A 24,854-nucleotide genomic window follows, 5' to 3' on the forward strand; every position below is an offset into this window, starting at 1 on the left:
TTATGAAGAAGTTAGTATCTTACCTTTTTGCGACGACCCTCATCATCATTGCTTCGCCAGTAATGTCTGGAGAGCTGCCATCACCTACGGGCCCGGTACTTTTGACTGTTAGCGGAAATATCCAAAGAAGTAACAACAATGGCGTCGCCGAGTTTGACCGAGAAATGTTACTCGCTCTCACTCAGAGAACAATTTCAACAGAGAACCCGTGGAATGATGGTATCAATACATACAGTGGGCCTCTCGGTGAAGCTATAATGGATGCTGTAGGAGTAAAAGGGACGGTTATAACTGTTACTGCGCTTAATGATTATAGCGCTGACTTACCAACTTCTGACTTGTCAGAGTTTGGTGTTATTTTTGCTATGAGCATGAACGATAAAGAGTTGAGGGTGCGTGACCGAGGACCTCTGTTCGTAATTTATCCATTTACTGGTCGTCCTGAATTAAACTCAGAGCGATATCACAATCGCTCTGTATGGCAGATTAACCGAATTGTTGTTAACGAATGAATAGTGTTGAAGATAATTCCATTGTGTCAGTACGTAGGAGTACACGCTGGAGCATTGGTTTGCTTTTACTTTTTTGCTTCTGTTTGCTGATATCTGTTGGTTATTTATATTGGCAAACGCATCAACGCCAGCAGGCGCTTATAAGCATAGTGCGAGAAAATTTGTTGTGGGCCACAACACAGCTTGATCGAGAGGCAAAGCAGTGGGCATTGTTCCTCAGTGAGTCAGAACGACTTCAGCATTTCAATCCTGATGACCTCGAGCTCAGATTTGAGATACTTTTCAGTCGCTACGTAACATTAAATCGAGGGGAGCTTAGAGATGCTATCAGGGAGGATTACGCTTTAGGTTCGTTACTTGAAGGGATTGGCTTGGTCATTTCAGATCTAGATGATGAAGTGGCGCTGTCGCTGCAGAGAAAAGAATCAGAACCTGGCGCTTTATTGGCCACTTCTGATTCACTGCTTGAGGTGGTCAATCACTTCCTTAATAGAGTGGTTGCGGTGCGCTCAGAAAAGGCATCACGTAGTCGGGATGAATTACTCAGTACACTTCACTGGTTGACGGTGGTGGTCAGTCTACTCATTACCGGTACAGTATTATTAATCGTTTTGTTGATCTATTTTTTGTTTAAAGAACAAAAGCAATTATCCGTAGTTTCAAGCTTGGCCAAGAAACTCAAGGTGACCGCTGAGCATGCAAAGTCGGCAAGTGTAGCTAAATCCAACTTCTTAGCCATGATGAGTCATGAAATTCGAACACCTATCAATGGTGTGATCGGTATACTCAATGTCCTTGATGCTGAGAAATTAGCAGGTAAACATAAGCATTACATTAAAACGGCACTGGATTCTGCCGGACAGCTGAATGTGATTGTGAATGACATTCTAGACATGAGCAATCTGGAAACCGGTCGCTTAATAATTGATTATCAGCCAATGAGTTTGTACGGATTAGTTCAAGAGCTATGCTCCCACGTGGAGGGGCGCCTCAGCAATAAGCCGGTTTCATTCACTTTTAATTGGGAGGCTTCGGTGCCCTCCAATGTTGTATGTGACCGTAACCGACTGCGTCAAATCATCTACAACTTACTAGACAATGCCATAAAATTTACCTCCACTGGCTCAATTAGTCTGGTTGTGAGTTGGAAAGAGATGAATGTTAACAACTCTAAGGGGCGCCTAGGTGTGTATGTAGAGGATACGGGTATAGGCATCGACCCTGCGGCTCATATGCATCTATTTCACAAGTTTAATCAATTAGACAGCGCTGAAAATCGAAGGTACGGTGGTTCTGGGCTTGGGCTGACGATTTGCCATGAGCTGGTAAAGTTAATGGAGGGTGAAATAGGCGTCCGGAGTGAGCCTAATTCTGGATCTACGTTCTGGTTTGAGCTGCCACTAGATGCCTGTGCAGAGACCACGGATACCTCCGCGGCACAGCTAGCCTTTATAGGGTTTGATAGTGCAGGCATAAAAACGGTCGAGCGTGTAGCCGCAAGCATAAACTGTAAAGCAGTAAACGCCACACAGTTTGCTGCCTTAAGCGATAGTACAGTGCTGTTACTCTGTCACTGGACAGCCGAGTACAACAGGCTATTAGACCTGATAAATGGCTGGCGAGAAAGCGGAAGGGCATTGCCACCAATGGTAGCGCTCGTCGATCCCGATGAATTGAACTCTGCATACCAGTTCATCAAGGCCGGTGGTAGTTTTATCTTAGCAGCTGACATAGCCGACGACATACTAGCCCAACGCCTACTGACATTGATTGCCAGTGAGCAAGTATCATAATCTTCGGTTTGGTCGAGCGTTGCGCATTGTACGAGCTATGATCTGTAAAAGTTCGTCGTTTTGGAAGGGCTTGCTAACTACTTCCAAAGCCCCCATTCGTTTAGCTTCGTCCAGTAGGTTTGGTGGCGCGGCTGAGATAACCACAATGGGGATGTTTCGTTCATTAGAACGCAGAAATTCAAAGACATGTTCAATCCGAATACCTGGCATCATTAAGTCGAGTGTGATTAAGGCTGGCTGATCTCGTTCAAGTAAGGCCCCCGCCGTAAAGCTATCTTCTGCCTCAATTACCTTGTATCCATCTTGTATAAATAGCCTTCCCAATGCACGCCTGACAGCGGCTTCGTCATCAATGATTAGGATGGTGTTTGTCGGTGTATTAGGTAAGTCGACAGGTAAATGGTGACTTTCGACGAATGTCAAGAAGTCACTTTCTAACACTCTGTAGTCTCCACGTCCGGGGAGTTGGTGTCCTTTAAGTTTGCCGGAAGCAATCCACCTGCTTACAGTGCGTTGATGTACATCGCAAAGGCGCGCTATCTCACCCGGCGTTAGCGTTTTAATCATTCAATCGCTCCTTTACTTTTTTATTGAAAAGCCTTAATGTATCCTTAAGACAAAAGCGACACAAGAGGCGGATGAGGCACTTAACTCGTAAACCATTGTCTCGGTATTAGAGACAGGAGGCGTCGTGATGAATAGTAATAATGCAGTCTCAGTGAATCCAACAGACAGTATACAGTCATTCGTTGTGTGTGTTGATGACGAACCCAGGATATTGCGAAGCGTGGTTCGTCTATTGGAGCCCGTAGAAGCCGAAATTGTCACATTTGAGTGCGCAGAACAGGCTTTGGAATTCATGGAAGTTCATAACGTAAAAGTAGTGATCAGCGATATGCGTATGCCCGGTATGTCTGGTGCAGAATTCTTGTCGCGCGTGCGCGCCATGCAACCGGAAGCTTACAGGATTTTAATCACCGGATATGCTGATTTAACATCCACTATTTATGCAGTAAATGAGGGTAGAATTCAGCGATACATCTCCAAGCCTTGGTCCAATGATGAACTGCTTGGTGCTGTGCAAGCGGGTATGGCCGCGTATCAAGAAACCGAAGAAAAGAATCAGCATCAACAAATAACTGAACAGCAGATGATCACTCTTGAACGACAAGTCGTTCTTCGTACCCAACAGCTTCGTAAAACCATTATGTCTTTGAATGCCTCTAATGCTCGCAATGCCGAAGCATCAAAGGGAACATTGAGCGTGTTGTTGAATGCATTGAGTGTGAATCCAATTGCTGATCCGCATTACCTGAATAGCGTTGCTTCGATGTGTGTATTACTGGCTAAAAAGCTTGGTCTGACAGACACAGAAGTAAAAACAGCTCGGTTGGCAGGGCTTCTTTTGAATCTGGGGCTCTTGGGGGTGGACACGAGGTTGTTGAGGAAGAAGCGCTCCGAACTTACGTTCCAAGAGCAGCAAGAGATCCGTCGTCACCCACAAATTGCAAAAACCATATTGTCACCTGCAGAGCATCTGAATGATGTTGCGCATGTAGTCGCCTGCCAGAATGAATGGTTCAACGGCACTGGTGAGCCTAGCGAACTGAGTGGCACCGAGATACCTATAGAGACAAGAGTACTTGTTGTTGCGCGTGACCTATGTAAGTTTGTGCGAGCGACCGACAGCGGTATAGCCGAGGGAATAAAAAATGCTCGTAGGCGCTTGGTTCAATATATGGGCACGCAGTATGATCCAAGTGTGGTTGAAGTAGTCCTGAGTATGAACATAGAGGAATTTGAATCTGAGAATTTGTCAGACAACACTTTCTCCGTTGATAGACTTGAGCCCGGGATGTTGTTGACAGAGGATTTGTATAATTCTGGTGGCTTACTACTATTAGCAGGAGGGGCAATTCTTACACGGGAAGCCATCAAGAAGCTCATTGACTATCAATCAGCACACGACGACACACTGTTGGTTAAGGCAGAGCTCACGCCAGAGTGCGGTACATTACTTGAGGGTTAAATAAACCAAGGTGGTCAACAATTGTCAGGAAAATCACGTCCCACCATAGCCATAGTCGATGACGAACAGAGCATCCTGGCATTGCTGCGATCGCTGCTGGTTCAGGCCGACTTTCACGTTGAGACGTTCGCCGACGGTCAGTCGGCTTACTCTGGTTTTCAGGAAAAAAAACCAGATCTAATATTGTTGGATGTATCTATGCCTGGCTTGTCTGGTTTGGATGTGTGTAAACAGATTCGCGAAAACCTTGGCGACCTGGTGACACCTATCGTCATTATGACAGGCAATGATGACTTTCATTCGATAGAGGCGGCTTTCCGGAGTGGAGCGACAGATTTCTTTCCCAAACCGTTGAATTTTCCGCTATTGATTCAACGCATACGTTACGCACTGCGCAATGTAAAAGCTTGGGAGATGACGGCGAATTATCAAAACTTTATGCTGCAATCAGAGAAAATGTCCTCTTTAGGGCAATTGGCGGCGGGTATTGCGCATGAAATAAATAACCCCGTAGGCTATGTACTCAGTAACGTACAGATGCTTTCCGTTAACTTGCCCAGACTTACCAACTATTTGATACGAATGCAGACAATAGCAACCTCAACGTCGCCTACAGAGGAGAGGATAGCGGATGCTCGCGCAGCTGATGCAGACCTACGGTTAGCGCGCTTAGTAGACGACTTGCCGAGTATTGTGGGTGACATTGAAACCGGCATTGATCGTATCGGAGAAATCGTAAAGAGCTTAAAGGTATATGCACACCCGGAAGAGGACAAACTCGTACGGACAGACTTCAAGGAACTTTTACTATCTATCGAAAAATTGCTGATGGGCAACGTGAAAAATCGCGTTAGCTTGCAATTGGAGCTACCGGAAGAGTCTGTGCACGTCATGGCGATCTCTCCGAAACTGGTTCAGGTGTTTATTAACTTGGTGATGAATGCCGTCCAGTCGATTAAGCACGACCAAGGTCGGGTGTTGGTTAAGCTGCACCGTGTCGGCGCGTATGCACAGGTCGATGTTACGGATAATGGCAGTGGTATAGCGCCAACGGAGCTTACAAGAATATTTGATCCCTTCTACACTACCAAGGAGGTCGGCGAAGGCACCGGCTTGGGTTTATCGGTCAGCAAAGCCATCGTAGAGAAGCATGGCGGGCACCTTTCGGTGCAAAGTCAATTGGGCGAGGGCTCGTTGTTTCGGGTGTCGCTGCTGCACGTATCCTGATGCTCTTTTAACCCTCGTTAACCTGTGCTTTGAACTCCGTCGGCGTTTGCCCCGTCAGGCGTTTGAAGGCTTTGGTGAAGGAGCTTTCGTCGCTGAAACCTGTGGCATGCGCAATCTCAGCTGTCTTTTCGCCATCAATTAGACGGTCCTTCGCCAATTGCAGTCGCACCTGATCGGCTAGAATTTTAAAGGTTGTGTTCTCGCGCGCCAGTAAACGATTGAGATGTCGACCGCTCATGCCTAAGTCTCCTGCAATGCGCTCTTTTCCCCAATGTGGGTGCAGTGCCACTAACTGTTCTACTTGGTGCGCCAGCATGGGCGTGCTCAACTGTTGCAACTGCGTATCAGCCAGCTTGCGCATTTGTTCGTAAACCATCGCATTGGCGTGTTCGATGGGTAACGACATCGCCGTCAACGGGAACACCATGGCGTCCGCCATTTGTCCAAAACGGACAGGGCATTGCAGTGTGTCGGCGTAGTGCTTTTCGGTGCTCTGAATCTCATGTTGAAAGCTGACATAGGCGGGGTGGAAACGTCCGCTGGTCAGATGCCGAGTCAGGTGAACGAGGGTGGTCATTACGGCCTCGGTGCGCTCAATTCTGCACACGTCATGAAACGGTGCGTAGATCAGTTGGCAGGTGGTGTCGTTGCGCGTCGAGAGAAATTCACCGCCTTCTCCAACAATGGGATGATAAGTCAGTAGAACATCTAAAGCGTCTTCCAGTGTGTCACAACTCATGATCAGGAAGCCCACTAAGTCGAGATTGCCTGGTTCAATTGCAGCGCCAAGTGTCAGGCCCAAACCAGCTTGCGGGAGATGCTGCACCAACTGCCGCCATAATTCATCTTGCAACGCCATGGGCACGCGTTCATGCGTTTCTATATCGGTAATTAGCGTACGCAGTGGTTCTGCAGCTGCCACCTCCGGCGGTAATGCACGCAGCATGGCCTTGGTGAAATGCTGCGTGACGGTAGCGAGTCCTGAATTGACCATGAAATGTCTCGAAACGGCAGGGACTTGAAATAGATCCCTCTCTATATTGTGAATCCATCATAACAACAAAAAAACATTGCTGCCGCTCTGCCGTGGCAAGGAGATACGAAATGCTTCCATACGCTGTGATTGGTGCAGGACCGATGGGCTTATGTACGGCTCGCCGCTTAGCGCAATACGGGCTGCCGTGGGTTGGCTTTGAAATTCATTCCGACGTTGGCGGGCTGTGGGACATCGATAGCCCAACCAGCACCATGTATCAGTCGGCGCATTTGATTTCGTCGAAGCACAAAACAGAGTTTACTGACTTCCCTATGGATGACGATGTGCCCACGTATCCGGGGCACGCTCATCTGAAGAAATATTTCCAAGACTACGCAAGGCATTTCAACCTCTATGCGCATTATGAGTTCAACACAGAGGTAATAAAGGTTGAACCACAGGATGATCACTGGATTATCACCACGCGCACGGCGGGGAAAGACAGCACGCGTGCGGTCGCTGGCGTGCTAATAGCCAATGGCACCTTGCACCACGCTAATGAGTTGGCGCTGCCCGGACAGTTCACCGGTCAGGTACTACATGCCAAAGAGTATCGCTACGCCGAGCAATTTAAAGGCCAGCGTGTTTTGATCGTTGGCTGTGGCAACAGTGGTTGTGATATAGCAGTGGATGCTGTTCACCAAGCCGCCAGCGTGGATATGTCGGTTCGCCGTGGTTACTACTTTTTGCCCAAATTCATCATGGGTAAGCCCACGGATACATTAGGCGGGATGGTGCGCTTACCTAATCGTTTGAAGCAATGGGTAGATGGGCTGCTGATTCGTTTGATCATTGGAAAGCCGAGTCAGTATGGATTGCCTGATCCGGACTATCGGCTATATGAGTCACACCCGGTTATTAACTCCATTTTTCTTCATCACATTGGGCACGGGGATATACAACCTCGGCCCAGCATCACAAAAGCCGATGGCAATACCATTTATTTCAGCGATGGTAGTTCCGCCGATTATGACATGGTGTTAGCGGCAACGGGCTACAAACTGCATTACCCGTTTATTGACCCCAGTTTATTGAACTGGAGGCATTACGCTCCGGAGCTGTACCTGAATGTATTTAACCCCGACCAGCCCAATTTGTTCGTGATGGGCATGGTGGAGGCGGCAGGCTTGGGTTGGCAAGGGCGAGACGACCAAGCGCATCTTGTAGCACTCTATTTGCGCCAACGCGCCGAAGGACGACCGTCCGCACAGCGGTTTGCCAAGCATGTTGAGCAAAAAGTCCAGCAGCGCGCCAACGGCGGTATGTCTTATTTGGACTTAGAGCGCATGGCCTACTACGTGCACAAAGATACTTATTTACAGGCTCTGCACGCACACATAAAAACGCTGCAAGCGGACATGGCGTTCAGCCAAATGTCGGACATCCAACGTGAGGTGCGTCATGCTGAATGAGGTCACAATTCAATTTAATCCTACGAGCTTGATTATTCTGAACGGCATTCTGGCGTTTATGATGTTTGGCGTGTCGCTGAATCTCCGCATGGAAGACTTCAAACGAATACTGCGCGCACCCGTTGCGCCCATGATAGGTTTGTTTGCTCAGTTTGTGTTGTTACCTGCGCTCACGGCGTGGTTGTGTTGGTGGTTCGCCATTGACCCCTACATTGCATTAGGAATGATCTTAGTGGCGTCCTGCCCCGGCGGAAGTTTCAGTAACATCATGACCTATATCGCACGTGGAAATGTGGCAGTGTCGGTATCTATGACTGGTGTTTCCAGTCTGGCGGCTATCATCATGACGCCCTTAAATTTCATGTTCTATGGCCAGTTGAACCCCATCACCCAGCCGCTTATGCAAGAAATCGCCATCAACCCGCTGAGCTTGCTGCTGTTAACGACACTCGTCCTGGCACTGCCTTTGGTTGTCGGTATGACGGTCGGTGTGCGCTATCCGCGTTTTGCAGATGGGGCAGAAACTTGGTTTCGAGGTGCGTCGTTGATTATTTTCCTTGTTTTTGTTGGCTTGGCTTTCTCGGCCAATACAACTGTCTTTCTAGAGAATTTTGACAAGTTCGCGCTCTTGGTTATTGCACACAATGCATTGGCTCTATTGACTGGCGCCATCTTTGCGTACTTCGCTCGCTTGCGGCGAGAGGACCGTCAGGCGGTGACGCTGGAGGTGGGTATTCAAAACTCAGGCTTGGCGCTCTCTATTCTCTTCACCTTTTTCGCTGATCAGGGCGCGATGATGGTCATTGCTGCATTTTGGGGTGTTTGGCATCTGGTGTCCGGTTTGAGCTTAGCGTTATTCTGGAGCTGGCAGTCGAACCGACGGGGAGTAGCTTATGGCAACGCTTAAGGTACTGATTACCGGAGCTGCCGGCTATATCGGACATTTGGTTGGTAATGAATTACAGGCTCAGTGCGAAGTGGTCGGCATCGACATCCGTGGTAATGACGCTGCTCATTTTCCCATTCACCACATGGATATTAATAGCCCTGAGCTTGCCAATTGGTTCGCCGCTCAGCAGTTTACCCATGTGGTGCATCTGGCCAGCGTTCTGGATGCTAGCCCAAACCGCCAACGAGATTTTCAAATAGATGTCTGTGGCACTGAAAACGTGTTGCGTGCCAGTCTCGCGTCCGGCGTGCAGCATATTACCGTCACCAGCAGTGGTGCGGCCTACGGGTACCATCCAGACAACGCTGCTTGGCTCAGTGAGTCTGATCCATTGCGCGGTAATGAAGAATTTGCCTATTCGTGGCACAAACGCTTGGTCGAAGAAATGCTGGCAGACTATCGCCAGAAACACCCGCAACTTAAGCAATTGGTGTTGCGGCCAGGCACCGTGTTAGGCAGCCATACGCGCAACCTGATCACTCGGTTGTTTATGAAGAACCGCATTCTGACCATACGCCACTGCGCGTCCCCTTTTGTGTTCATCTGGGACGAAGACGTCGTTCGAATCATTAAACGCGGGGTCAGCGACAGTAAAACCGGCATCTACAACCTAGCCGGTGACGATGCATTAACCTTACAAGAGATCGCCTTACGACTTGGGAAACCGACCTTGAACGTGCCAGCGTGGCTACTGCAGGCGTTATTGTGGCTTGGTTGGCGTCTGCGAATGACACGCTATGGCCCGGAACAATTGAAGTTTTTGCGCTATCGACCAGTCCTATCGAATGATGCTTTAAAACGGGACTTCGGTTATGTACCACAGAAAACATCTGCCGAAGTCTTTCAGCTATTCTGCGACCACATCCAGGAGCAATGATATGGCTGCGCCGACCCTAAAACCCAAAGCGTTAGTAACGGGTGCAGCCAGCGGGATTGGCTTAGCCCTGAGTAACTATCTCGCAGGGCGGGGATACGATATCTACATGGTAGACGTGAATACTGATGCGTTGAATAAGCAGGCTGCACAAATGCAAACGGCTTACCCAAGCCTGCGCCTGCATGCTTATGCCTGTGATCTCAGTAGCCCGGAAGCCATCATTGACCTCATTGAACAAATAAATTCAGACACGAATTATTTGAATGTACTGGTGAATAATGCCGGCATCACACATCGCTCTTTGGCGATGCAAACGGACATCTCGGTGACGCAAAAAGTGATGCAAGTTGACTTCCTTGCGCCGGTCCAACTGACACAAGGCTTGTATGCTTTACTGGTCGCAGGGGCGCCAAAGTTTAATGCCACAGTGATCAATGTGGGGAGTATGGCGGGTTGGATGCCGGTGATGGCACGCTCGTCTTATTGTGCTGCCAAGTCAGCTCTGCACCAGTATTTCGAAACCCTGAGGGCCGAGTGGCAAGACGACAATATTGGGCTTTTGATGGTATATCCGAGTTTTCTGGCGACCGAGATTGAGAACAATGCGCTTAGCGGAACGGGACGACGTGCGAGTCATGCACGCAGCACTGTCGGACGGATTCAAACGGTAGAGTGGTTGGTGTCTCGTATTGATGAGGCGTTAGGGAAGGGGGCGCAAAGATTATTTGCTGACCGCTTCATTAATCTAGCGAGTGTGCTGTACCGATTATGCCCGCGCTGGTATTTGCGTATGATGCGTCGACGGTTCGTTACTGAACTTGACCACCCTGAAAAGGAACCTGGCCAATGACATTGTGGCTTGTATTGATTGGTGCGGTGTTTGTGGCATGGACTATAGATGCTGCCATCGGGTTTGGTAGTCTGGTTATAGCTTTGTCATTGGCTGCCTTGGTGCTGCCGCTTGAGCAAGCGATGTTCATTTTAGTGCCACTCAACATACTGCTCAGTGGCTATCTGTCATTGCGCTACCGGCGTTTCATTGCAGTCGATCTGTTGTTGCATCGCCTTCTACCCGCCATGTTGGTTGGCATGTTAGTCGGTGTAGTATTGCACCCATGGCTGCCGAGTACCCTGCTGCAGTGGCTTTTTGCGCTGCTGATTATTTGGTTTGCCAGTCGCAGTCTATGGTTGGCGTATCAGCCCTTGGCCGAACTCAAGCCTCACCCAGTTGCTCGCACTTATGTGTTGACCTTGGGTGCCGGTGTAACGCATGGCTTGTTCGCCTCTGGCGGCCCGCTATTGGTTTATGCGCTAACCGGACAGCATCTGGACAAGCGCACATTTCGAGCGACCTTATCTGTTGTTTGGTTTTCCTTAAACAGTCTACTGACTGGTTGGTTCTTGTTTACCGGACGGTTGAGCGACAGTTTTTCAACGGTGCTTTGGCTGGTGCCTGTTGTTATTTCGGCGATGGTCTTTGGGGAGTGGCTGCACTCAAGGATCAGTGAGGAAAAGTTCCGTCGTGCGGTTTTAATTATGTTGTTGCTTACGGGCTGTATTCTGATGTGGAACAATGTAAGTCGCCTGTGAGCTGCTAGCAGAATAGTCACAAGCATCACGGTAAACTAGATGCGTCCCATGGCCTCCGTCATCAGAGCATCTCGGCCGTAAACATCGTGACGGAATTCGGGCATGCCGTTGCTGTCAGGCGCCACAGTGAAATACACCAAATACACGGGAATAGGCTTGTCCAACCCAATCACCGTGGTGTCGTCTGTATTGCGCGCCATCGCAAGATTGCGGACATTTCTGCCACTGCCCGCTAACAAGTCGGCCAGCAGGTCGGGGTCTTCAATACGGATGCAGCCCGCACTATAGGCTCGACGGCGCAAGCTAAAGTGTCGCTGTTCCGGCGTGTCATGCAGGTAGATGGCGTTGCGATTAGGAAACATAAACTTAAAGCGCCCCATGGCATTGCCTTCATCCGGTAACTGCTCCAATCGATAGCGCATGGTAGTCGCGTCGAGTGCGCGCCAGTCGATGGTGGCGGGATCAATGGGGGCTGCACCGGGTGTCCAGCCTTGGAAAACCTGATAGCCATTGCGAGTCAAATAATTAGGGTCTCGTTGTATTTGAGGCAATAACACTTCGGTAGCGATACGATGGGGTACGCGCCACGTCGGATTGACTTCAAAGTAGGTCATGTTGCCACGAAACACTGCGGTGCGGTGCTCGGGCGAGCCAATAACGGCACGCATGCGGTGATGGGCGCCGTCGAGGTGAATGTGTACCTGGTAATCGGTGAGATCTACCCAAATACGGTCTTCTTCGAGTTCCGACGGTAACCAGCGCCAGCGCTCTAAATTAAAGCGGATTTGCTCGGCACGTTGGCTCAACGGCACGTTTAGCGCCGCTAGAGTTTGAGAACCCACTCGGCCGTCGGCACCCAGATGATGGCGGCGCTGGAAATTCATCACGGCTTGTTTCAGGCGTTCATCAAAAACGTCGTCGGCCGCGCTGCGTGTCCCATTACGCAGGTCGCCAGTTTGCGCCAGTCGCGCTCGCAGTAAGGAAACATGGGTCCCGCGCTCGCCTTGCATCATCAAGACACCACCGGGTACCCGCACGTCTGGTTCGCGTTGGTGCAGGTCGCGGTAATACACATACCAACGTTGCAGGATCTGGTAGTCGTTGTGCGCAGGTGCCAGATTCGGCAGATAGTCGACCATCTGCTGGGCGGAAGGCAGATCAAAGATACGCATCCAAGTGTCGCTTGGGGCATCCAGCTGCCAGTTGGTGTCAATCAGACGTGGGTCATAGCGGCCAACGTTGAGGTCGTGGGCGTAGTTTTGCAGCGCAGTCGTCGCTATGACATCCAGTTCGGCCAACTGTTGTTGCGTCGGGCGTTCGATGCTCAGGTATTCGCGCAAAATAGCGGTATGGTAGTGCACCGGGTTAAGCCCTTGGGCGTGAGCGGTGTCCAGTTGCGTCAGTAATTCCCACAGGGCAGGACTGAGCTGCTTTTTGTGTATCCAAATAGGGTTGTAGTTGCGCTTTTCGTACACGGCCAACACATTTTCGTTTGGCAATGCCTGCCCGGCAATGGGCGAGAAGGCGGATAGCATCAGCTCGACTTGCTCCTGCACAGTCGAGGCCATTTGCGTACGCGTGGGCAAGTCGAGCGGGGTCGAGGAACGTCCCGAACAGGCCGCTAAAATGAATGCTAGGCCGCACACAAGACTGATACGGTAGAGTTGATTTGCGAAGTACATCGATATCCTTAATCGAGTCAATCGTAATGCTGTACCGTAAAGATAACTTGAATTGCGCCGCTCGTCTCCCCGTTCGGTGCAATTTACGCGAATTGCGCGCTTTAGTGCGGCTTAAAACCTAGTATCTGCACCACGGCGCTCTCGCCTCGGTGATAGATACCTTCTTGCACAGGGCGTTCGATTTCCTGCATGAGTTGCAGGTTCAGGCCGCGGTACTCGGCGCGCAGCGTGTCTAAGTCAGCCAATAGCTCTGGGTTTTCTGGTCCGCCAGTGCCCATATCCACCTGTCTTGGATGGTAGGCTTCCATAACCAGGGTGCCTCCGGGCTTAAGGCCTGCAACTACGCGCTGATTAAGGGGCGCACGTATGTCTACCGGCAGGTGACAGAAGATGCTGACGACCGCCTCCCAACTGTTAGGCTCGATATGAAAGTCGGCCAAGTCAGCTTGAATGGTTTCTATGGTCACCCCGCGCTCAGCAGCTAACCGCTGGGCTTTCGCCAGACCCACTTCGGAGATATCAACTGCAGTGACCTTCCAGCCTTGCTGCGCCAGATAAACGGCATTGCGGCCTTCACCCTCCGCAAGACACAGAATGCGTCCGGGTGGGATGTCGTCAGCCGTGCGACGTAAAAAGTCGTTGGGTTCCTTGCCGTATGCGTATTCTTCCGTGGCGTAACGTTGGTTCCACATGAGCATGGAATCGCCCTCGAAATGATGCAGTAGGGCATCATACGAACTTTTGCGCCAGAGTCCAGATGGAGGTTGGCGGGGGTTGAAAAGACTTGTGCGGAAAAAGCACAAATTGGAAGTTTCTGTTTACTGCGAGGCCGAAGGGCTTGGGTGCGTAGGTACATCCACCTGGCCTTGCTGCACCACTTCTCCAGCGCGCCAAAAGCGCCACTCACCGGGCGCATACACATCCCAGACTTCATCTGCTGTCAGTGGATCGGTAACGATTACGCTCACCACGTCATTCGGTGTGGTTTCCGTACCAAAATCCACCACCATCTCTTCGTCTCGCAGGCGGGCAGGGCCGAAAGGTGCACGCCGCGTAATGCAGGCCATCTTGGTGGTGCAGAAGGTAAACAGCCAGTCGCCGTTGCTTAACAGCAAGTTGAACACACCTTGTTGAGCATAGGTATGGCTATTGCTGACAAGGAAATCCACCAACGCAGATTCGGACAAGTCACGTGGCTGGGAGCCGCGCAGACGATTTAGGAGGTCACAAAAAATGCTTTCACTGTCGGTCGAACCTACCGGTTCATAAACACCCGCCGCTGGCTGGAAACCTTGCAACTGGCCGTTATGGGCAAACGTCCAATAACGCCCCCACAGTTCACGTATGAACGGATGGGTATTGGCCAAACACACATCGCCCACGTTGGCCTGCCGAATGTGGCAAATGCCGACTTCCGTTTTCATCGGGTGCGACTTCACAATTTCGGCAATGCGTGAGTCCGCACTGGCGAGCGATTCGTGGAAGGTCTTCACTCCCACGCCTTCGTAAAACGCCACCCCCCAACCATCTTTATGCGGGCCGGTTCCACCGCCACGGCGGGTCAAGCCGGTAAAACTGAAGCACATATCAGTGGGGACGTTGGCGCTCATGCCCAGCAATTCACACACGATCAATTACCCCTGCTGAGTCTCTTGCATGGCTTTCTTCAGTTCTTTCGGGCGCAGCACCAAGCCTTCTTCGGCGTCATCTGGGAACACCACGACGCTCAAACCATCGGTTTGCATACCGGGCAGCCAGCGTTGCATCCACGCGTCCAAATCTATCATGAAGGGCGCGCAGTCGGCCCAGTCGTCCACCGCCCAGGTCGCCGCGAAGGCTTCACTCGGCCATACGGGCATACATTCTTTGCCCTCGGCTGACATCAATACACCGCCATCATCACCGCGCAGCGTCCAAACGCAGCCGGTGGCTACCGCTTGTTCCAGAAAATACTCAAAACGCTCTTCGGCGGACAACTGTACAATGGCTTGCTGTTCGTCGGCGGTCATGGGGTTGGTCATACGCTCTCCGCTAAAACAATAGAATTAAATTAGGCTAACTTCAGGTCTGCGTAGGCTGATTCAACCGGCGTAATCGCGCCCGTTAATAACCCGTTGCGGTTGCGCAACGCCACAGACTGCCACTTTTCCGGCAGATTAAAGCCCAGTTGCTTAAGGATAGCACTCATTGCCACCTCAGCGGCAGGCGCTGAGCCAGAATCCATCTTAATCGCCACGCCCAGTTTGATCCGAGGCAGTGCCGCGATGTATACGCCTTCCGCACCAACCTTTAGGAATGCCTCATCCCCCAAGGCTGCCATGACCTCGGTACAATAACGTTCAGTCCCTGCCACCAAAAACGGGTGCTGGGTTGCCGCACGATGCAACTCCCTCGCTGCGGCTTGGTATTGTGCGGGTAACTGCGACGGGTCAGCGAAGCGCGCAAACCCCAAGGCTAAACGATGCAGCGGCATGGCCCAGGTTGGTGCCGTGCAACCGTCGGGTGACAGCGGCACACCGTCGAGCGACGTATCGCAACAGGCTTCGATGCAGGCCTTAATTGCCTGCTGCACCGGATGTTCCGGCTTCACATAACCTTGCGTGTTCCAGCCTTCGCGCACCGCCAGTGCCAGCATGCCCAAATGCTTGCCCGAACAGTTGTTGTGCCGCGCATCGGGTTTGGTGTGTCGCCACGCTAAATCTATTGTCGCTTGCTGGCCCATCGGCCAGTGCGTACCGCATTCAAATGCGGGCTCCGCCAAATTCAAACGCTGCAAAAACGCATCGGCCACCGCCGTGTGGCGGTCTTCCCCATTGTGCGACGCACAGCACAACGCCAATTCTTCATCGCTGATGCCCAGCGCTTCCACCGCGCCCGACGCCACCATCGGCAAAGCCTGAAACGCCTTAATGGCAGAGCGTGGGTAGGTGAGTTCATCAACATCACCCACCGACCACAGCAACTCGCCGTTGCTGCGCATCACCAACGCACGCCCACGATGCATGCTTTCTACTGCACCACCACGGGTGATATGGACAAGGGTCGGGTTGCTTTGGGGCATGGGGGAGTCCTGTGGTTAAGGTGTCAAAGTCTGTTGCACAGAGTATGGATGACTTTGATAGCGGCTGACAATTGGTGTCGTCTTCCACAAACTTTTGTGAGCACGACAATTCTGATGACAACCTAGAGTGCGCGGGTGAGACATTTTAGAATGGTCATACAGACGAAGCTTGGATGCTTTCTAGGTAAATGTCGTAAAGTTGGCGGGTGGCTTTCAGTTTCTGCCTCTGTGTCGCATTGGCTTTTATAACCGGGCATTCGTGGTATTTCGGTGATTTTCAGGCACAAAAAAACCAGCACGAGGCTGGCTTTAATGATGGTGCCCAGAGGCGGAATCGAACCACCGACACGAGGATTTTCAGTCCTCTGCTCTACCGACTGAGCTATCTGGGCATGTCTTAGCGACGGAGCGTATTAAAAAGATTTTTGCCGTTGCCGTCAACCATTTTTTGCCTAAGCTACTGATTTTTTTAGGCAAAATAAGTTCGTTGGCTATTTTTCCTCCGGAACGTAGCCTTCCGCTTGGTCGTAGTCGTCGCCCGAGAGGAATTTGTCCATCTGCTCCATCAGGTATTTGCGCGCGTTGGGGTCGGTCATCACGAGGTGTTTCTCGTTGATGAGCCGGGTTTGGTGCGCTTGCCAGTCGGCCCACGCTTGCTGGGAGACGGTTTCGAGTATTTTTTGGCCTTTTGGGCCAGGAAAGGGCGCTTTGGGCAGGGCCGGGAGGTCTTTTTGGTATTTGGTGCAGAAGACGGTCATGGTATTTTCCTATGGTAGTTTTTCGGCCAGAGGGCTGGCCTCCTACGGGTTTGTTTGTTCGGCCAGAGGGCTGGCCTCTTACGTTATGAGCGAAGCTTTTCCAGAAGGCGTTTGGTCGGTGCGGCAAGACCCAATGCTTCGTCTAAATGGGGTTGTACCCATTGGCCTTGTTCCTCGGCGTTAATCACGTTTGAGGTTCGCAAATGTACGGGTGTGATGTCCAGATGAAAATGACTGAACGTATGGCGAAAGGTGGCCCAGTCTTCCCGCAGATCGAGGGCATAACCCTGCTGTGTTAGCCAGTCGTCTAAAGCGGCGCTGCTGGTGAATTCAGGAAAGCACCACAGGCCGCCCCACAAGCCGGTGGGTGGACGTGGTGTGAGGTAACACCGCTGGTCAGGCAGTTGCAGCATCAGAAACCAAGCGGCCTTTACGGGCTTGACGGTTTTCGGTTTGCTGTGCGGCCATGCGGTTGGGGTGCCTTGTGCATGTGCGGCACAGAGGTCTTGCACGGGGCATTGGGTGCATTGTGGCTTGCTGCGGGTGCATAGGGTGGCGCCAAGGTCCATCATCACCTGAGTGTAGTCTTGTACACGTTCGTGCGGTGTGTAGTGCTCGGCGATCTGCCACAGTTCTTTTTGCACGGCGGTGGTGCCAGGCCAGCCATCCACGGCGTGCAGGCGTGTGAGTACTCGCTTCACGTTACCGTCCAGTATGGCGGCGCGTTGTTGAAACGCCATGCTGACGATGGCTCCGGCGGTTGAACGGCCGATGCCGGGTAGCTCACACAGTGCGTCGACGGTATTCGGAAACTCCCCGCTGTGGGTGCTCGCAATGGTTTGTGCGCAACGGTGCAGGTTACGCGCGCGGGCGTAATAGCCGAGCCCGGTCCATAGATGCAGTACGTCATCGATGGGTGCTGTCGCCAGTGCGGTGACGTCGGGGAAGCGCGCCATAAAGCGTTCAAAATACGGGATCACGGTGCTGACTTGCGTTTGCTGCAGCATGGTTTCCGACACCCACACGCGGTAGGCGTTGCGGTCTTGCTGCCACGGCAAGTGTTTGCGTCCGTGTTGGTCGTACCAGCTCACTACGCGGCGCTGAAAGTCGGTGGCGTTGTGCAGCTTGCTCATTGGCGCAGGCTCGCACTGCAGTCCATTAAGCTGAGGACAACTGACGAGGCATGTTGATCATAACAATCGGCCCAGAAGCGTAATGACTGATAGGGGTTGGCTGTTGTGCCACGCTCGGAGCCAATCAGGTCGTCAAAGCTGAGTTGGTTGTCGTCCAGGAGCAGGTGTCCGTAAAGCCAGTAGGTGTCGATGCCAGCTTGCTCGCTCAACTCCAGACGGTTCAGGTGCAGGGTGCGGTTGTCTAGGTCGCTCAATGCATCGGCACGACCACGCAGTACGTGGTTGGTTTGCTGGCCGGTGACGTCGATGGCGATATTGGCCGGTTCGGCGCGCCAGCGGTCTAGGGTGTTGTCGCTGCTTTGCTGCTGGTTAAGTTGAACCAGTATTTGGCGCAGTTCAGGGTGATTCAGGCGTGCTTGCCAACTGATTTCAGTACGTCCGGTGGTGCCAGGTGCGCGGGTGTTCCACTGGTCGTATTGCTGTATCCACTGTAGGTCTTCTACCCATTCGCTGCGTGGGCGTTCCACTTGTGCCCGGCGCACGGTGGCGGCGCGCCAGCGACTTTCTGCGTTGGCTACAGGCACTTTTGCCCACGTGCCCTCGGCATTGATAAGCGCCCAGCGCACGCCAGTTTCCAGCGGTAAGCTTTCTTCGCGGCCAAAGCTGCGGGCTTCACTGTAGGCAAGGTCGCGTGCCTCAAAGTGCTGTGTGGTGGGGTTCACGTACAGTTGTGCGGCTTGTGCTTCCCAACGGTAGATGCCGTATTCGCGGCTGCTGGAGTGCACTTCCAAATTGGCGTCCAGGCTGATCAGGCGAACCGGGAGGTCGTCTCTGCGTAACCCCCATTCCACGTGCAGCTCGGCAAAACCGTGGTCAACCCAGCCGTCGCCGCGCAGGTCGGCAATGCTTTGCAGTTGGTATTCTTGGCCACGCACGCGGCTGAGTTCAGCGCTCACGGTAGCGTCTACCAGTGTAGCGGTGTCCGGGTCGTAGAGGGTGACGTCGAGCTGTTGAATGTCGATGGCGCGCAAGCGCACGAACGGCGCTTGCAGGCGTGGTAGGGCTTCGGCAATCGCCCACGCTTGAGTTAAGTCAACGGCAGTCTGCTCACTGGCGCTTTGAATCCATTGGCCGTGATGTATGACTACGCGGTCAGGGAGCCATGAGAATAACCAGAGACTGTACCAGCGACCGGTTAGGCTGGCGTTGCTGATTTGCAGGGGGTCGTCTAAGCCGGGAATGTGCAAGCTGGCATTGTGCAATTGTACGGCGGGTACGATGCCGAGTCGGTAGCCCACCTGCGTTGTAGTGAGCTGCCAGTCGCTGTGTTGTATCACGAGGTCGTGGAGCGCTGCTGTGGCTTGGTGTGCCATTCGGTCGGCGGTGCTGTACAAGAACACCCAGCCAGCGGCGGGCCATAGGATCAGGGCGACGAGGGCGACGATGACGAAACGTTTCACGGACATAGAGTGGGATATTTCTCAGAATGTGCAGGGCAGGATGGCAAACAGCCTTGGCTCATTGTGCATTGAACCAAGGCTGTCAGGTGCGGATCAGTCGAGTTTGCTCAGATCGCGCACGGCGCCTTTGTCGGCGCTGGTGGCCAGCAAGGCATAGGCTTTCAACGCGGCCGATACTTTGCGCTCGCGCTGTTCGGCGGGCTTCCAGGCGTCTTTGCCTTTGGCTTCCATCGCGGCGCGACGTTCGGCCATTTGGGCGTCACTGATTTGCAGGTTAATGCTGCGGTTCGGGATGTCGATAAACACCGTGTCGCCTTCTTCGATCAAGGCAATGGCGCCGCCTGCGGCGGCTTCCGGTGAGGCATGACCAATCGACAAGCCAGACGTGCCGCCAGAGAAACGGCCATCGGTCAGCAAGGCGCAAGCCTTGCCCAAGCCTTTGGATTTCAGGTAGCTGGTCGGGTACAGCATTTCTTGCATGCCGGGGCCGCCTTTCGGGCCTTCGTAGCGAATAATGACGATGTCGCCTTCTTTCACTTCGTCGGCCAGAATGCCTTTTACTGCAGAGTCTTGGCTTTCAAATATCTTCGCCTTGCCTTCAAACACATGAATGGACTCGTCCACCCCGGCAGTTTTCACCACGCAGCCGTCTTCGGCAATATTACCGAACAATACCGCTAAGCCACCTTCTTTCGAATAAGCGTGTTCGAGGTCACGAATACAGCCGTTGGCGCGGTCGCCGTCGAGCGTGGGCCAGCGCGCGGCTTGGCTGAACGCGACTTGCGTGGGTACGCCACCGGGGCCAGCACGGAAGAATTCTTTCACCGCGCTGTCTTGCGTTTGCATGATGTCGTAGTGCGCCAGTGCTTCCGCCATGGTGCTGCTGTGGACGGTGGGGACGTCGGTGTGCAGCAAGCCGGCACGCGCCAGTTCACCCAGAATGGCCATGATGCCGCCAGCGCGATGGACGTCTTCGATGTGGTATTTTTGCGTGTTCGGGGCGACTTTACACAGCTGCGGAATGTAGCGCGACAGGCGGTCCATGTCCTGCAGGGTGAAGTCGGTTTCGGCCTCAAGGGCGATGGCCAACAAGTGCAAAATGGTGTTGGTGGAGCCGCCCATGGCGATGTCGAGCATCATGGCGTTTTCAAAGGCTTTCTTGTTGCCGATGCTGCGCGGCAAGACGCTGTAGTCGTCTTGCTCATAGTGGCGCTTGGTGATTTCAACGATGCGGTGTCCGGCTTCTTTGAACAAGCGCTCGCGGTCGGCGTGTGTAGCCACCACGGTGCCGTTGCCGGGCAAGCTGAGGCCGATGGCTTCAGTCAAACAGTTCATGGAGTTGGCAGTGAACATGCCTGAGCACGAGCCACAGGTCGGGCAAGCTGAACGCTCGATTTCCGCCAGGGTCTCGTCGTCTACGCTGTCGTCTGCCGCCATAACCATGGCATCGACTAAATCCAATCCGTGGTCAATCAATTTGGTTTTCCCGGCTTCCATCGGGCCACCGGAAACGAAAATAACAGGGATGTTGACGCGCATGGCGGCCATCAGCATTCCCGGGGTGATCTTGTCGCAGTTGGAAATACACACCATGGCGTCGGCGCAGTGCGCATTCACCATGTATTCCACCGAGTCGGCAATCAGATCGCGGCTGGGCAGGCTGTACAGCATGCCGTCATGGCCCATGGCAATGCCGTCGTCGACCGCGATGGTGTTGAATTCTTTCGCCACACCGCCTGCGGCTTCAATCTCACGTGCGACCAGTTGCCCCATGTCTTTTAGGTGGACGTGGCCCGGTACAAACTGGGTAAAGGAGTTCACCACGGCAATGATGGGTTTTTGGAAATCGCCGTCTTTCATGCCTGTTGCGCGCCAGAGAGCGCGGGCTCCAGCCATGTTGCGGCCTTGGGTGGTGGTGTGGGAACGGTACTTAGGCATTTCGACTCCTGCGGTGCGCCGTTGCTAGGCGCTGGTATTAGTATAGTTCAGGCGATTTTACGTTAAATGCGCTGCATGCGCCAACGATGGCTTGCTCTGTCGATTAACTTATTTTTGGAAGGGTCAATAGCCGTAAGAAAAACTTAATGTGCAGCGCGTATATTCTTGTTTACAAATATTTACAGTTGGTTCAATGTACTGAGCCATACTGAAGCAAGATTACTGTCACAAATAAAAACGAAAGGTGTCCTAATGAAGTTTGGCAATCTCAGTATTCGTATGCAGATGCTGGTTACGATGGCGCTGGCACTCGTATTTGCGTTGGGTAGTAGCAGTGTACTGTATACCCGAATGATTGTTGCACAGGCTGATTCAGCCATTCTCGAAACGGCCCTGCCCGCGCAAGCGGAAGCCGTGCGCAATGCCTTAAGCACCATCGTCGAGGTGCCGGTGGCCCATGCGGCGGCGGTAGCAAACGATGAGTACGTACGGCGTTGGATGGCGGCAGGTGAGCCCGCCAACCAAAACGACGACATAGTGGCCTATTTGAGACGCCACGCTGATCGCCACGGGGCATTGTCGGCGTATGTGGTGTCGGCCAGCACCGGTGCCTACTGGACCGAAGTCGGCCAAACACGCACCATGTTACGCAATGATCCGGCCTTTGCTTGGTTTTTTGCCTTGCTGGATGGCAGCGTGGACCCGGTGGTGACCGGTGCGGTCAACATTGATACCGGCGATATGTCGCTGTTCATCAACCACAAAATGCGGGACTTGAATGGCCGTGTTACCGGCATCGGCGGCATGGCATTGTCGTTAGAGGCCGCGGTCGATACCGTGAGACGCTACAGCATTGGTGAGGGTGGTAGGCTCTACACGGTAACGAGCAATGGCATCATGATGATTCATGATGACCTGAGTTTGGTGTCTAACGAAGTTACACTCGCCGATTATACCTCACCACAAATCGCTCAGTCATTGCTGCGCAGCCGTGAGTTTGAATTGGAGCGCTTTGTCCGTGACGGTGTGCCGATGTTGGTTGCTTCGTTGCCGTTGGAGGCGCTGGACTGGCAGTTGATCATCGAAATTCCAGAAGCCGAGGTTTATGCCGAAAGCCGTAATGCTTTGTTGGTGGCCAGTATGATCGGGTTGGTTATCTTGGTGGTGTCGTTGTTGCTGACAACGGTGGTCACATCGCGCTTGATGCGTCCGGTGCGAGCGGTGAGCGAAGCTTTGCTGGAAATTAGCTCGGGTGAAGGTGACCTGACGCGGCAGCTGCCCGAAAACCGTAAAGACGAACTGGGCGACTTGGCGCGTGGCTTTAACCGCTTTGTATCGTCGTTATCCGGGCTGATTGCCGATGTTCGCCAGAGTAACGAGCAGTTGCACGGCATCATCGGTCAGGTGGTTGATATCGTGCAGCGTACGCAAGGCAGTGCGGCCGAGCAGAACCAAATGACCGACTCTGTGGCAACCGCCATGCATGAAATGTCGACCACTGTCGGCGAGATTACCCGCAATGCAAACGAGACAGCGTCTTACTCGCAAGAGGCCGCATCCGCTGCCGAGCAGGCCGATACCCGTGTCGAGGCCAGTTTGCAAAACAGTGAGGTAATGCGTAACGAAATTGGCAGCGCATCAAGCTCGTTAACGGACTTGGTGGCGGACGTCGATAACATCGTTAAGGTCACGGAAGTCATCCGTGACATCTCCGAGCAAACGAACTTACTGGCGCTTAATGCTGCCATTGAGGCGGCCCGGGCGGGTGAGTCGGGCCGTGGTTTTGCGGTAGTAGCGGATGAAGTACGGACGCTGGCCAGCCGCACACGCAGCTCGACAGAAGACATTCAAGCCCGTATTCAGCAATTGCAAGAGGGGTCGCAGCGCGCCGTTACTTCGATGAATGCTGGTCAGTCGGCAACTGAAGCCGCCGTTTCTTCAGCGCAAGAGACGCGCGAAGCCTTGCGAGGTATTCATGAACAGCTGATGCAGGTAGTGGATATGAACCACCAGATCGCAACCGCAACCGAAGAGCAAAGTGCTGTAACAGACGATGTGAACAAACACGTGCAAGGTATTTCCGATGTGGCGCGTTCGTCGGCGGAAGAGCTCGAGGCCTGCGTGTCGGCGTGCACGGATATGATGAGCCTCGCCGAAGACCTGCGGAAACGATTGGGTCGATTTAAAACGGAGTAAGAGAACTTTTTCAGTAAAAAGGCCGCCCTGACGAACAGGCGCGGCCTTTTATAGATTTATGAGCGTCAGCGGTTGTCCCACAGCATGCCCAACTCGCGCTGCAGTAGATCTTCAGCACCTAAGTTAAGCTCTACCAAGCGACGCAGGTGCGAAGCGCTATCGAGGCCAAGAGAGGTCACTTCCAGCCCGGCATGATGACCGTCAATGAAGGCCAGTCTTACGTTCATTGAGATCACCACTTCACCATCATTCAGCTCTATATTTAGGGTGCCTTCATGCTCGTGCCAATGTGTTGGCAGATCATCACTGAGGGCGAGAAAGAGTGCACCTTTGAGGCTTATATCATGCACTTCGCCATCAATGGTCTGACCTGGCAAAACAAGGCAGGCCTTGGCGTCTTGGGGTAGGCGGGTAAAGCGGCGGTTGTCATCCATTCGGCTTGCTCTCAACGTAGGCTGTGTATCACTATAGTCAGGTAGTTGCTCGCCAGCAACTCTCAATGGTCAGCGTGGAGGTTACATGGGTCTTTTTACGAAAACAGATATGCCAACATCAGCGGAAGGGGCTTTGCCGGGTCGCTCAGAGCCATTGTCTATCGTGTCGACGCACGCAGTAAACGGCAGCTCGATGCTGGCGCCTTTCCCTGCCGGTATGGAGCGTATAGTCCTTGGGCTAGGGTGCTTCTGGGGTGCGGAGCGGTTGTTCTGGCAGATGTCTGGGGTTTTTACCACTGCGGTAGGGTATGCCGGGGGCTACACACCGAACCCAACGTATGAAGAGACTTGTACGGGGCAAACGGGACATACGGAAGTTGTGCTGGTGGTCTTTGACCCTAAGCGTCTCGCTTTGGATGATATTCTGCGAACCTTTTGGGAGGCTCATGACCCGACCCAGGGTATGCGACAAGGCAATGACGTGGGGTCGCAGTATCGCTCCGCCATTTATACGAGCAGCGCCTCACAAATGGAAAAAGCACAAGAAAGCCTAGCAGCTTTTCAGGCCCAGCTGAGCGCGGCAGGCTTGGGAGAGATCACAACGGAAGTGCGAGGAGACGTACCCTTTTACTACGCTGAAACCTATCATCAGCAGTACCTGCATAAAAACCCTAATGGATATTGCGGTTTGAAAGGAACCGGTGTGGTGTGTGCGATCTAGGGAGGAGTGTAAGGCAGGTAGCGAATACCTGCCTTGAATGGGGCGG

The 24,854-nt window shown here is 52.8% G+C and carries 23 protein-coding genes and 1 tRNA gene; 11 read left to right on the plus strand and 13 right to left on the minus strand.

Annotation, left to right across the window (positions count from 1 at the left end; all coding sequences use genetic code 11):
- The first annotated feature begins 2 nt into the window (after positions 1 to 2).
- Both NFC81_RS03800 and NFC81_RS03805 read left to right on the plus strand, forming a co-directional pair.
- Positions 3 to 512 carry a hypothetical protein gene (locus tag NFC81_RS03800; RefSeq protein WP_304996207.1) on the plus strand — a complete coding sequence of 170 codons (510 nt, stop codon included), beginning with the start codon at positions 3 to 5 and terminating at the stop codon, positions 510 to 512.
- A complete protein-coding gene (locus NFC81_RS03805) occupies positions 509 to 2,305 on the plus strand; it encodes an ATP-binding protein (protein WP_304996208.1) in 1,797 nt (598 codons plus the stop codon). The genes NFC81_RS03800 and NFC81_RS03805 overlap by 4 nt, the downstream gene beginning before the upstream one ends.
- Here NFC81_RS03805 and NFC81_RS03810 read toward each other — a convergent pair.
- The gene (locus NFC81_RS03810; protein WP_304996209.1) at positions 2,300 to 2,872 is read right to left on the minus strand and encodes a response regulator; all 573 of its coding nucleotides are present in this window, start codon (positions 2,870 to 2,872) and stop codon (positions 2,300 to 2,302) included. The genes NFC81_RS03805 and NFC81_RS03810 overlap by 6 nt on opposite strands.
- Positions 2,873 to 2,999: 127 nt before the next feature.
- On the opposite strand from NFC81_RS03810, the gene NFC81_RS03815 reads away from it, so the two are divergent.
- Together NFC81_RS03815 and NFC81_RS03820 are read left to right on the plus strand one after the other, a co-directional pair.
- Entirely contained in the window at positions 3,000 to 4,334 is a 1,335-nt protein-coding gene (locus NFC81_RS03815; RefSeq protein ID WP_304996210.1) for an HD domain-containing phosphohydrolase, read from the plus strand.
- Positions 4,335 to 4,355: 21 nt separating this feature from the next.
- Positions 4,356 to 5,561, plus strand: coding sequence for a response regulator (locus tag NFC81_RS03820; protein ID WP_304996211.1), 1,206 nt, complete (start codon positions 4,356 to 4,358; stop codon positions 5,559 to 5,561).
- Between the two features lie 7 nt (positions 5,562 to 5,568).
- Here the strand turns inward: NFC81_RS03820 and NFC81_RS03825 are convergent, their stop codons facing one another.
- Positions 5,569 to 6,555: an AraC family transcriptional regulator gene (locus NFC81_RS03825; protein WP_304996212.1), complete on the minus strand. Its 987-nt coding sequence runs from the start codon at positions 6,553 to 6,555 to the stop codon at positions 5,569 to 5,571.
- Positions 6,556 to 6,665: 110 nt separating this feature from the next.
- Here NFC81_RS03825 and NFC81_RS03830 point away from each other — a divergent pair, with 110 nt between their 5' ends.
- From NFC81_RS03830 to NFC81_RS03850, 5 genes are read left to right on the plus strand one after another with little or no spacing between them, the layout of a single operon-like run.
- Positions 6,666 to 8,009, plus strand: coding sequence for an NAD(P)-binding domain-containing protein (locus NFC81_RS03830; protein ID WP_304996213.1), 1,344 nt, complete (start codon positions 6,666 to 6,668; stop codon positions 8,007 to 8,009).
- A complete protein-coding gene (locus NFC81_RS03835) occupies positions 7,999 to 8,916 on the plus strand; it encodes a bile acid:sodium symporter family protein (protein WP_304996214.1) in 918 nt (305 codons plus the stop codon). The genes NFC81_RS03830 and NFC81_RS03835 overlap by 11 nt, the downstream gene beginning before the upstream one ends.
- A complete protein-coding gene (locus NFC81_RS03840; RefSeq protein WP_304996215.1) occupies positions 8,903 to 9,835 on the plus strand; it encodes an SDR family oxidoreductase in 933 nt (310 codons plus the stop codon). Before NFC81_RS03835 ends, NFC81_RS03840 begins: the two co-directional genes overlap by 14 nt.
- 1 nt (position 9,836) lies before the next feature.
- Complete coding sequence (locus tag NFC81_RS03845) at positions 9,837 to 10,685, plus strand: SDR family NAD(P)-dependent oxidoreductase (protein ID WP_304996216.1); 849 nt, start codon at positions 9,837 to 9,839, stop codon at positions 10,683 to 10,685.
- Positions 10,682 to 11,425 (plus strand): sulfite exporter TauE/SafE family protein, encoded by a 744-nt coding sequence (locus NFC81_RS03850; RefSeq protein ID WP_304996217.1) that lies wholly within the window; start codon positions 10,682 to 10,684, stop codon positions 11,423 to 11,425. Before NFC81_RS03845 ends, NFC81_RS03850 begins: the two co-directional genes overlap by 4 nt.
- Before the next feature lie 35 nt (positions 11,426 to 11,460).
- Here the strand turns inward: NFC81_RS03850 and NFC81_RS03855 are convergent, their stop codons facing one another.
- From NFC81_RS03855 to ilvD, 10 genes are all read right to left on the minus strand, one after another.
- Positions 11,461 to 13,107 carry a L,D-transpeptidase family protein gene (locus tag NFC81_RS03855; RefSeq protein WP_304996218.1) on the minus strand — a complete coding sequence of 549 codons (1,647 nt, stop codon included), beginning with the start codon at positions 13,105 to 13,107 and terminating at the stop codon, positions 11,461 to 11,463.
- A gap of 101 nt (positions 13,108 to 13,208) precedes the next feature.
- Positions 13,209 to 13,805, minus strand: a complete 597-nt coding sequence (locus NFC81_RS03860; protein WP_304996219.1) for a class I SAM-dependent methyltransferase — start codon at positions 13,803 to 13,805, stop codon at positions 13,209 to 13,211.
- A 120-nt stretch (positions 13,806 to 13,925) separates the two neighbouring features.
- Positions 13,926 to 14,735: a class II glutamine amidotransferase gene (locus NFC81_RS03865; RefSeq protein ID WP_304996220.1), complete on the minus strand. Its 810-nt coding sequence runs from the start codon at positions 14,733 to 14,735 to the stop codon at positions 13,926 to 13,928.
- Between the two features lie 6 nt (positions 14,736 to 14,741).
- Positions 14,742 to 15,128, minus strand: coding sequence for a DUF2750 domain-containing protein (locus NFC81_RS03870; protein WP_304996221.1), 387 nt, complete (start codon positions 15,126 to 15,128; stop codon positions 14,742 to 14,744).
- 29 nt (positions 15,129 to 15,157) lie between these two features.
- A complete protein-coding gene (locus tag NFC81_RS03875) occupies positions 15,158 to 16,168 on the minus strand; it encodes an asparaginase (RefSeq protein ID WP_304996222.1) in 1,011 nt (336 codons plus the stop codon).
- Between the two features lie 316 nt (positions 16,169 to 16,484).
- A tRNA-Phe gene (locus tag NFC81_RS03880) sits at positions 16,485 to 16,560 on the minus strand.
- Between the two features lie 99 nt (positions 16,561 to 16,659).
- A complete protein-coding gene (locus NFC81_RS03885) occupies positions 16,660 to 16,926 on the minus strand; it encodes an oxidative damage protection protein (RefSeq protein WP_304996223.1) in 267 nt (88 codons plus the stop codon).
- Between the two features lie 83 nt (positions 16,927 to 17,009).
- On the minus strand, positions 17,010 to 18,059 hold the full coding sequence (gene mutY, locus NFC81_RS03890) for an A/G-specific adenine glycosylase (RefSeq protein ID WP_304996224.1): 1,050 nt from the start codon (positions 18,057 to 18,059) through the stop codon (positions 17,010 to 17,012).
- Positions 18,056 to 19,525: a hypothetical protein gene (locus NFC81_RS03895; RefSeq protein WP_304996225.1), complete on the minus strand. Its 1,470-nt coding sequence runs from the start codon at positions 19,523 to 19,525 to the stop codon at positions 18,056 to 18,058. The genes mutY and NFC81_RS03895 overlap by 4 nt, the downstream gene beginning before the upstream one ends.
- 87 nt (positions 19,526 to 19,612) lie before the next feature.
- A complete protein-coding gene (ilvD, locus tag NFC81_RS03900; RefSeq protein WP_304996226.1) occupies positions 19,613 to 21,457 on the minus strand; it encodes a dihydroxy-acid dehydratase in 1,845 nt (614 codons plus the stop codon).
- A 252-nt stretch (positions 21,458 to 21,709) separates the two neighbouring features.
- On the opposite strand from ilvD, the gene NFC81_RS03905 reads away from it, so the two are divergent.
- Entirely contained in the window at positions 21,710 to 23,653 is a 1,944-nt protein-coding gene (locus NFC81_RS03905) for a methyl-accepting chemotaxis protein (RefSeq protein WP_304996227.1), read from the plus strand.
- A 65-nt stretch (positions 23,654 to 23,718) separates the two neighbouring features.
- On the opposite strand, the gene NFC81_RS03910 is transcribed toward NFC81_RS03905, so the two are convergent.
- Complete coding sequence (locus NFC81_RS03910) at positions 23,719 to 24,087, minus strand: PilZ domain-containing protein (protein ID WP_304996228.1); 369 nt, start codon at positions 24,085 to 24,087, stop codon at positions 23,719 to 23,721.
- Between the two features lie 85 nt (positions 24,088 to 24,172).
- Between NFC81_RS03910 and msrA the strand changes: the two genes are divergently transcribed.
- Positions 24,173 to 24,808 (plus strand): peptide-methionine (S)-S-oxide reductase MsrA, encoded by a 636-nt coding sequence (gene msrA / locus NFC81_RS03915; protein ID WP_304996229.1) that lies wholly within the window; start codon positions 24,173 to 24,175, stop codon positions 24,806 to 24,808.
- The last annotated feature ends 46 nt before the right edge of the window (positions 24,809 to 24,854 follow it).

Source organism: Salinispirillum sp. LH 10-3-1 (genome assembly GCF_030643825.1).
Classification (GTDB): Bacteria; Pseudomonadota; Gammaproteobacteria; order Pseudomonadales; family Natronospirillaceae; genus Salinispirillum.

Bases quoted from the DNA above. Each gene is read 5' to 3' on its own strand.
- NFC81_RS03845 (WP_304996216.1), top strand. From the start codon at position 9,837: ATGGCTGCGCCGACCCTAAAACCCAAAGCGTTAGTAACGGGTGCAGCC.
- NFC81_RS03910 (WP_304996228.1), bottom strand. From the start codon at position 24,087: ATGGATGACAACCGCCGCTTTACCCGCCTACCCCAAGACGCCAAGGCC.
- NFC81_RS03805 (WP_304996208.1), top strand. From the start codon at position 509: ATGAATAGTGTTGAAGATAATTCCATTGTGTCAGTACGTAGGAGTACA.
- mutY (WP_304996224.1), bottom strand. From the start codon at position 18,059: ATGAGCAAGCTGCACAACGCCACCGACTTTCAGCGCCGCGTAGTGAGC.
- NFC81_RS03835 (WP_304996214.1), top strand. From the start codon at position 7,999: ATGCTGAATGAGGTCACAATTCAATTTAATCCTACGAGCTTGATTATT.
- NFC81_RS03860 (WP_304996219.1), bottom strand. From the start codon at position 13,805: ATGCTCATGTGGAACCAACGTTACGCCACGGAAGAATACGCATACGGC.
- NFC81_RS03855 (WP_304996218.1), bottom strand. From the start codon at position 13,107: ATGTACTTCGCAAATCAACTCTACCGTATCAGTCTTGTGTGCGGCCTA.
- NFC81_RS03870 (WP_304996221.1), bottom strand. From the start codon at position 15,128: ATGACCAACCCCATGACCGCCGACGAACAGCAAGCCATTGTACAGTTG.
- ilvD (WP_304996226.1), bottom strand. From the start codon at position 21,457: ATGCCTAAGTACCGTTCCCACACCACCACCCAAGGCCGCAACATGGCT.
- NFC81_RS03800 (WP_304996207.1), top strand. From the start codon at position 3: ATGAAGAAGTTAGTATCTTACCTTTTTGCGACGACCCTCATCATCATT.
- NFC81_RS03895 (WP_304996225.1), bottom strand. From the start codon at position 19,525: ATGTCCGTGAAACGTTTCGTCATCGTCGCCCTCGTCGCCCTGATCCTA.
- NFC81_RS03840 (WP_304996215.1), top strand. From the start codon at position 8,903: ATGGCAACGCTTAAGGTACTGATTACCGGAGCTGCCGGCTATATCGGA.
- NFC81_RS03875 (WP_304996222.1), bottom strand. From the start codon at position 16,168: ATGCCCCAAAGCAACCCGACCCTTGTCCATATCACCCGTGGTGGTGCA.
- NFC81_RS03905 (WP_304996227.1), top strand. From the start codon at position 21,710: ATGAAGTTTGGCAATCTCAGTATTCGTATGCAGATGCTGGTTACGATG.
- NFC81_RS03830 (WP_304996213.1), top strand. From the start codon at position 6,666: ATGCTTCCATACGCTGTGATTGGTGCAGGACCGATGGGCTTATGTACG.
- NFC81_RS03885 (WP_304996223.1), bottom strand. From the start codon at position 16,926: ATGACCGTCTTCTGCACCAAATACCAAAAAGACCTCCCGGCCCTGCCC.
- NFC81_RS03825 (WP_304996212.1), bottom strand. From the start codon at position 6,555: ATGGTCAATTCAGGACTCGCTACCGTCACGCAGCATTTCACCAAGGCC.
- NFC81_RS03815 (WP_304996210.1), top strand. From the start codon at position 3,000: ATGAATAGTAATAATGCAGTCTCAGTGAATCCAACAGACAGTATACAG.
- NFC81_RS03850 (WP_304996217.1), top strand. From the start codon at position 10,682: ATGACATTGTGGCTTGTATTGATTGGTGCGGTGTTTGTGGCATGGACT.
- NFC81_RS03810 (WP_304996209.1), bottom strand. From the start codon at position 2,872: ATGATTAAAACGCTAACGCCGGGTGAGATAGCGCGCCTTTGCGATGTA.
- msrA (WP_304996229.1), top strand. From the start codon at position 24,173: ATGGGTCTTTTTACGAAAACAGATATGCCAACATCAGCGGAAGGGGCT.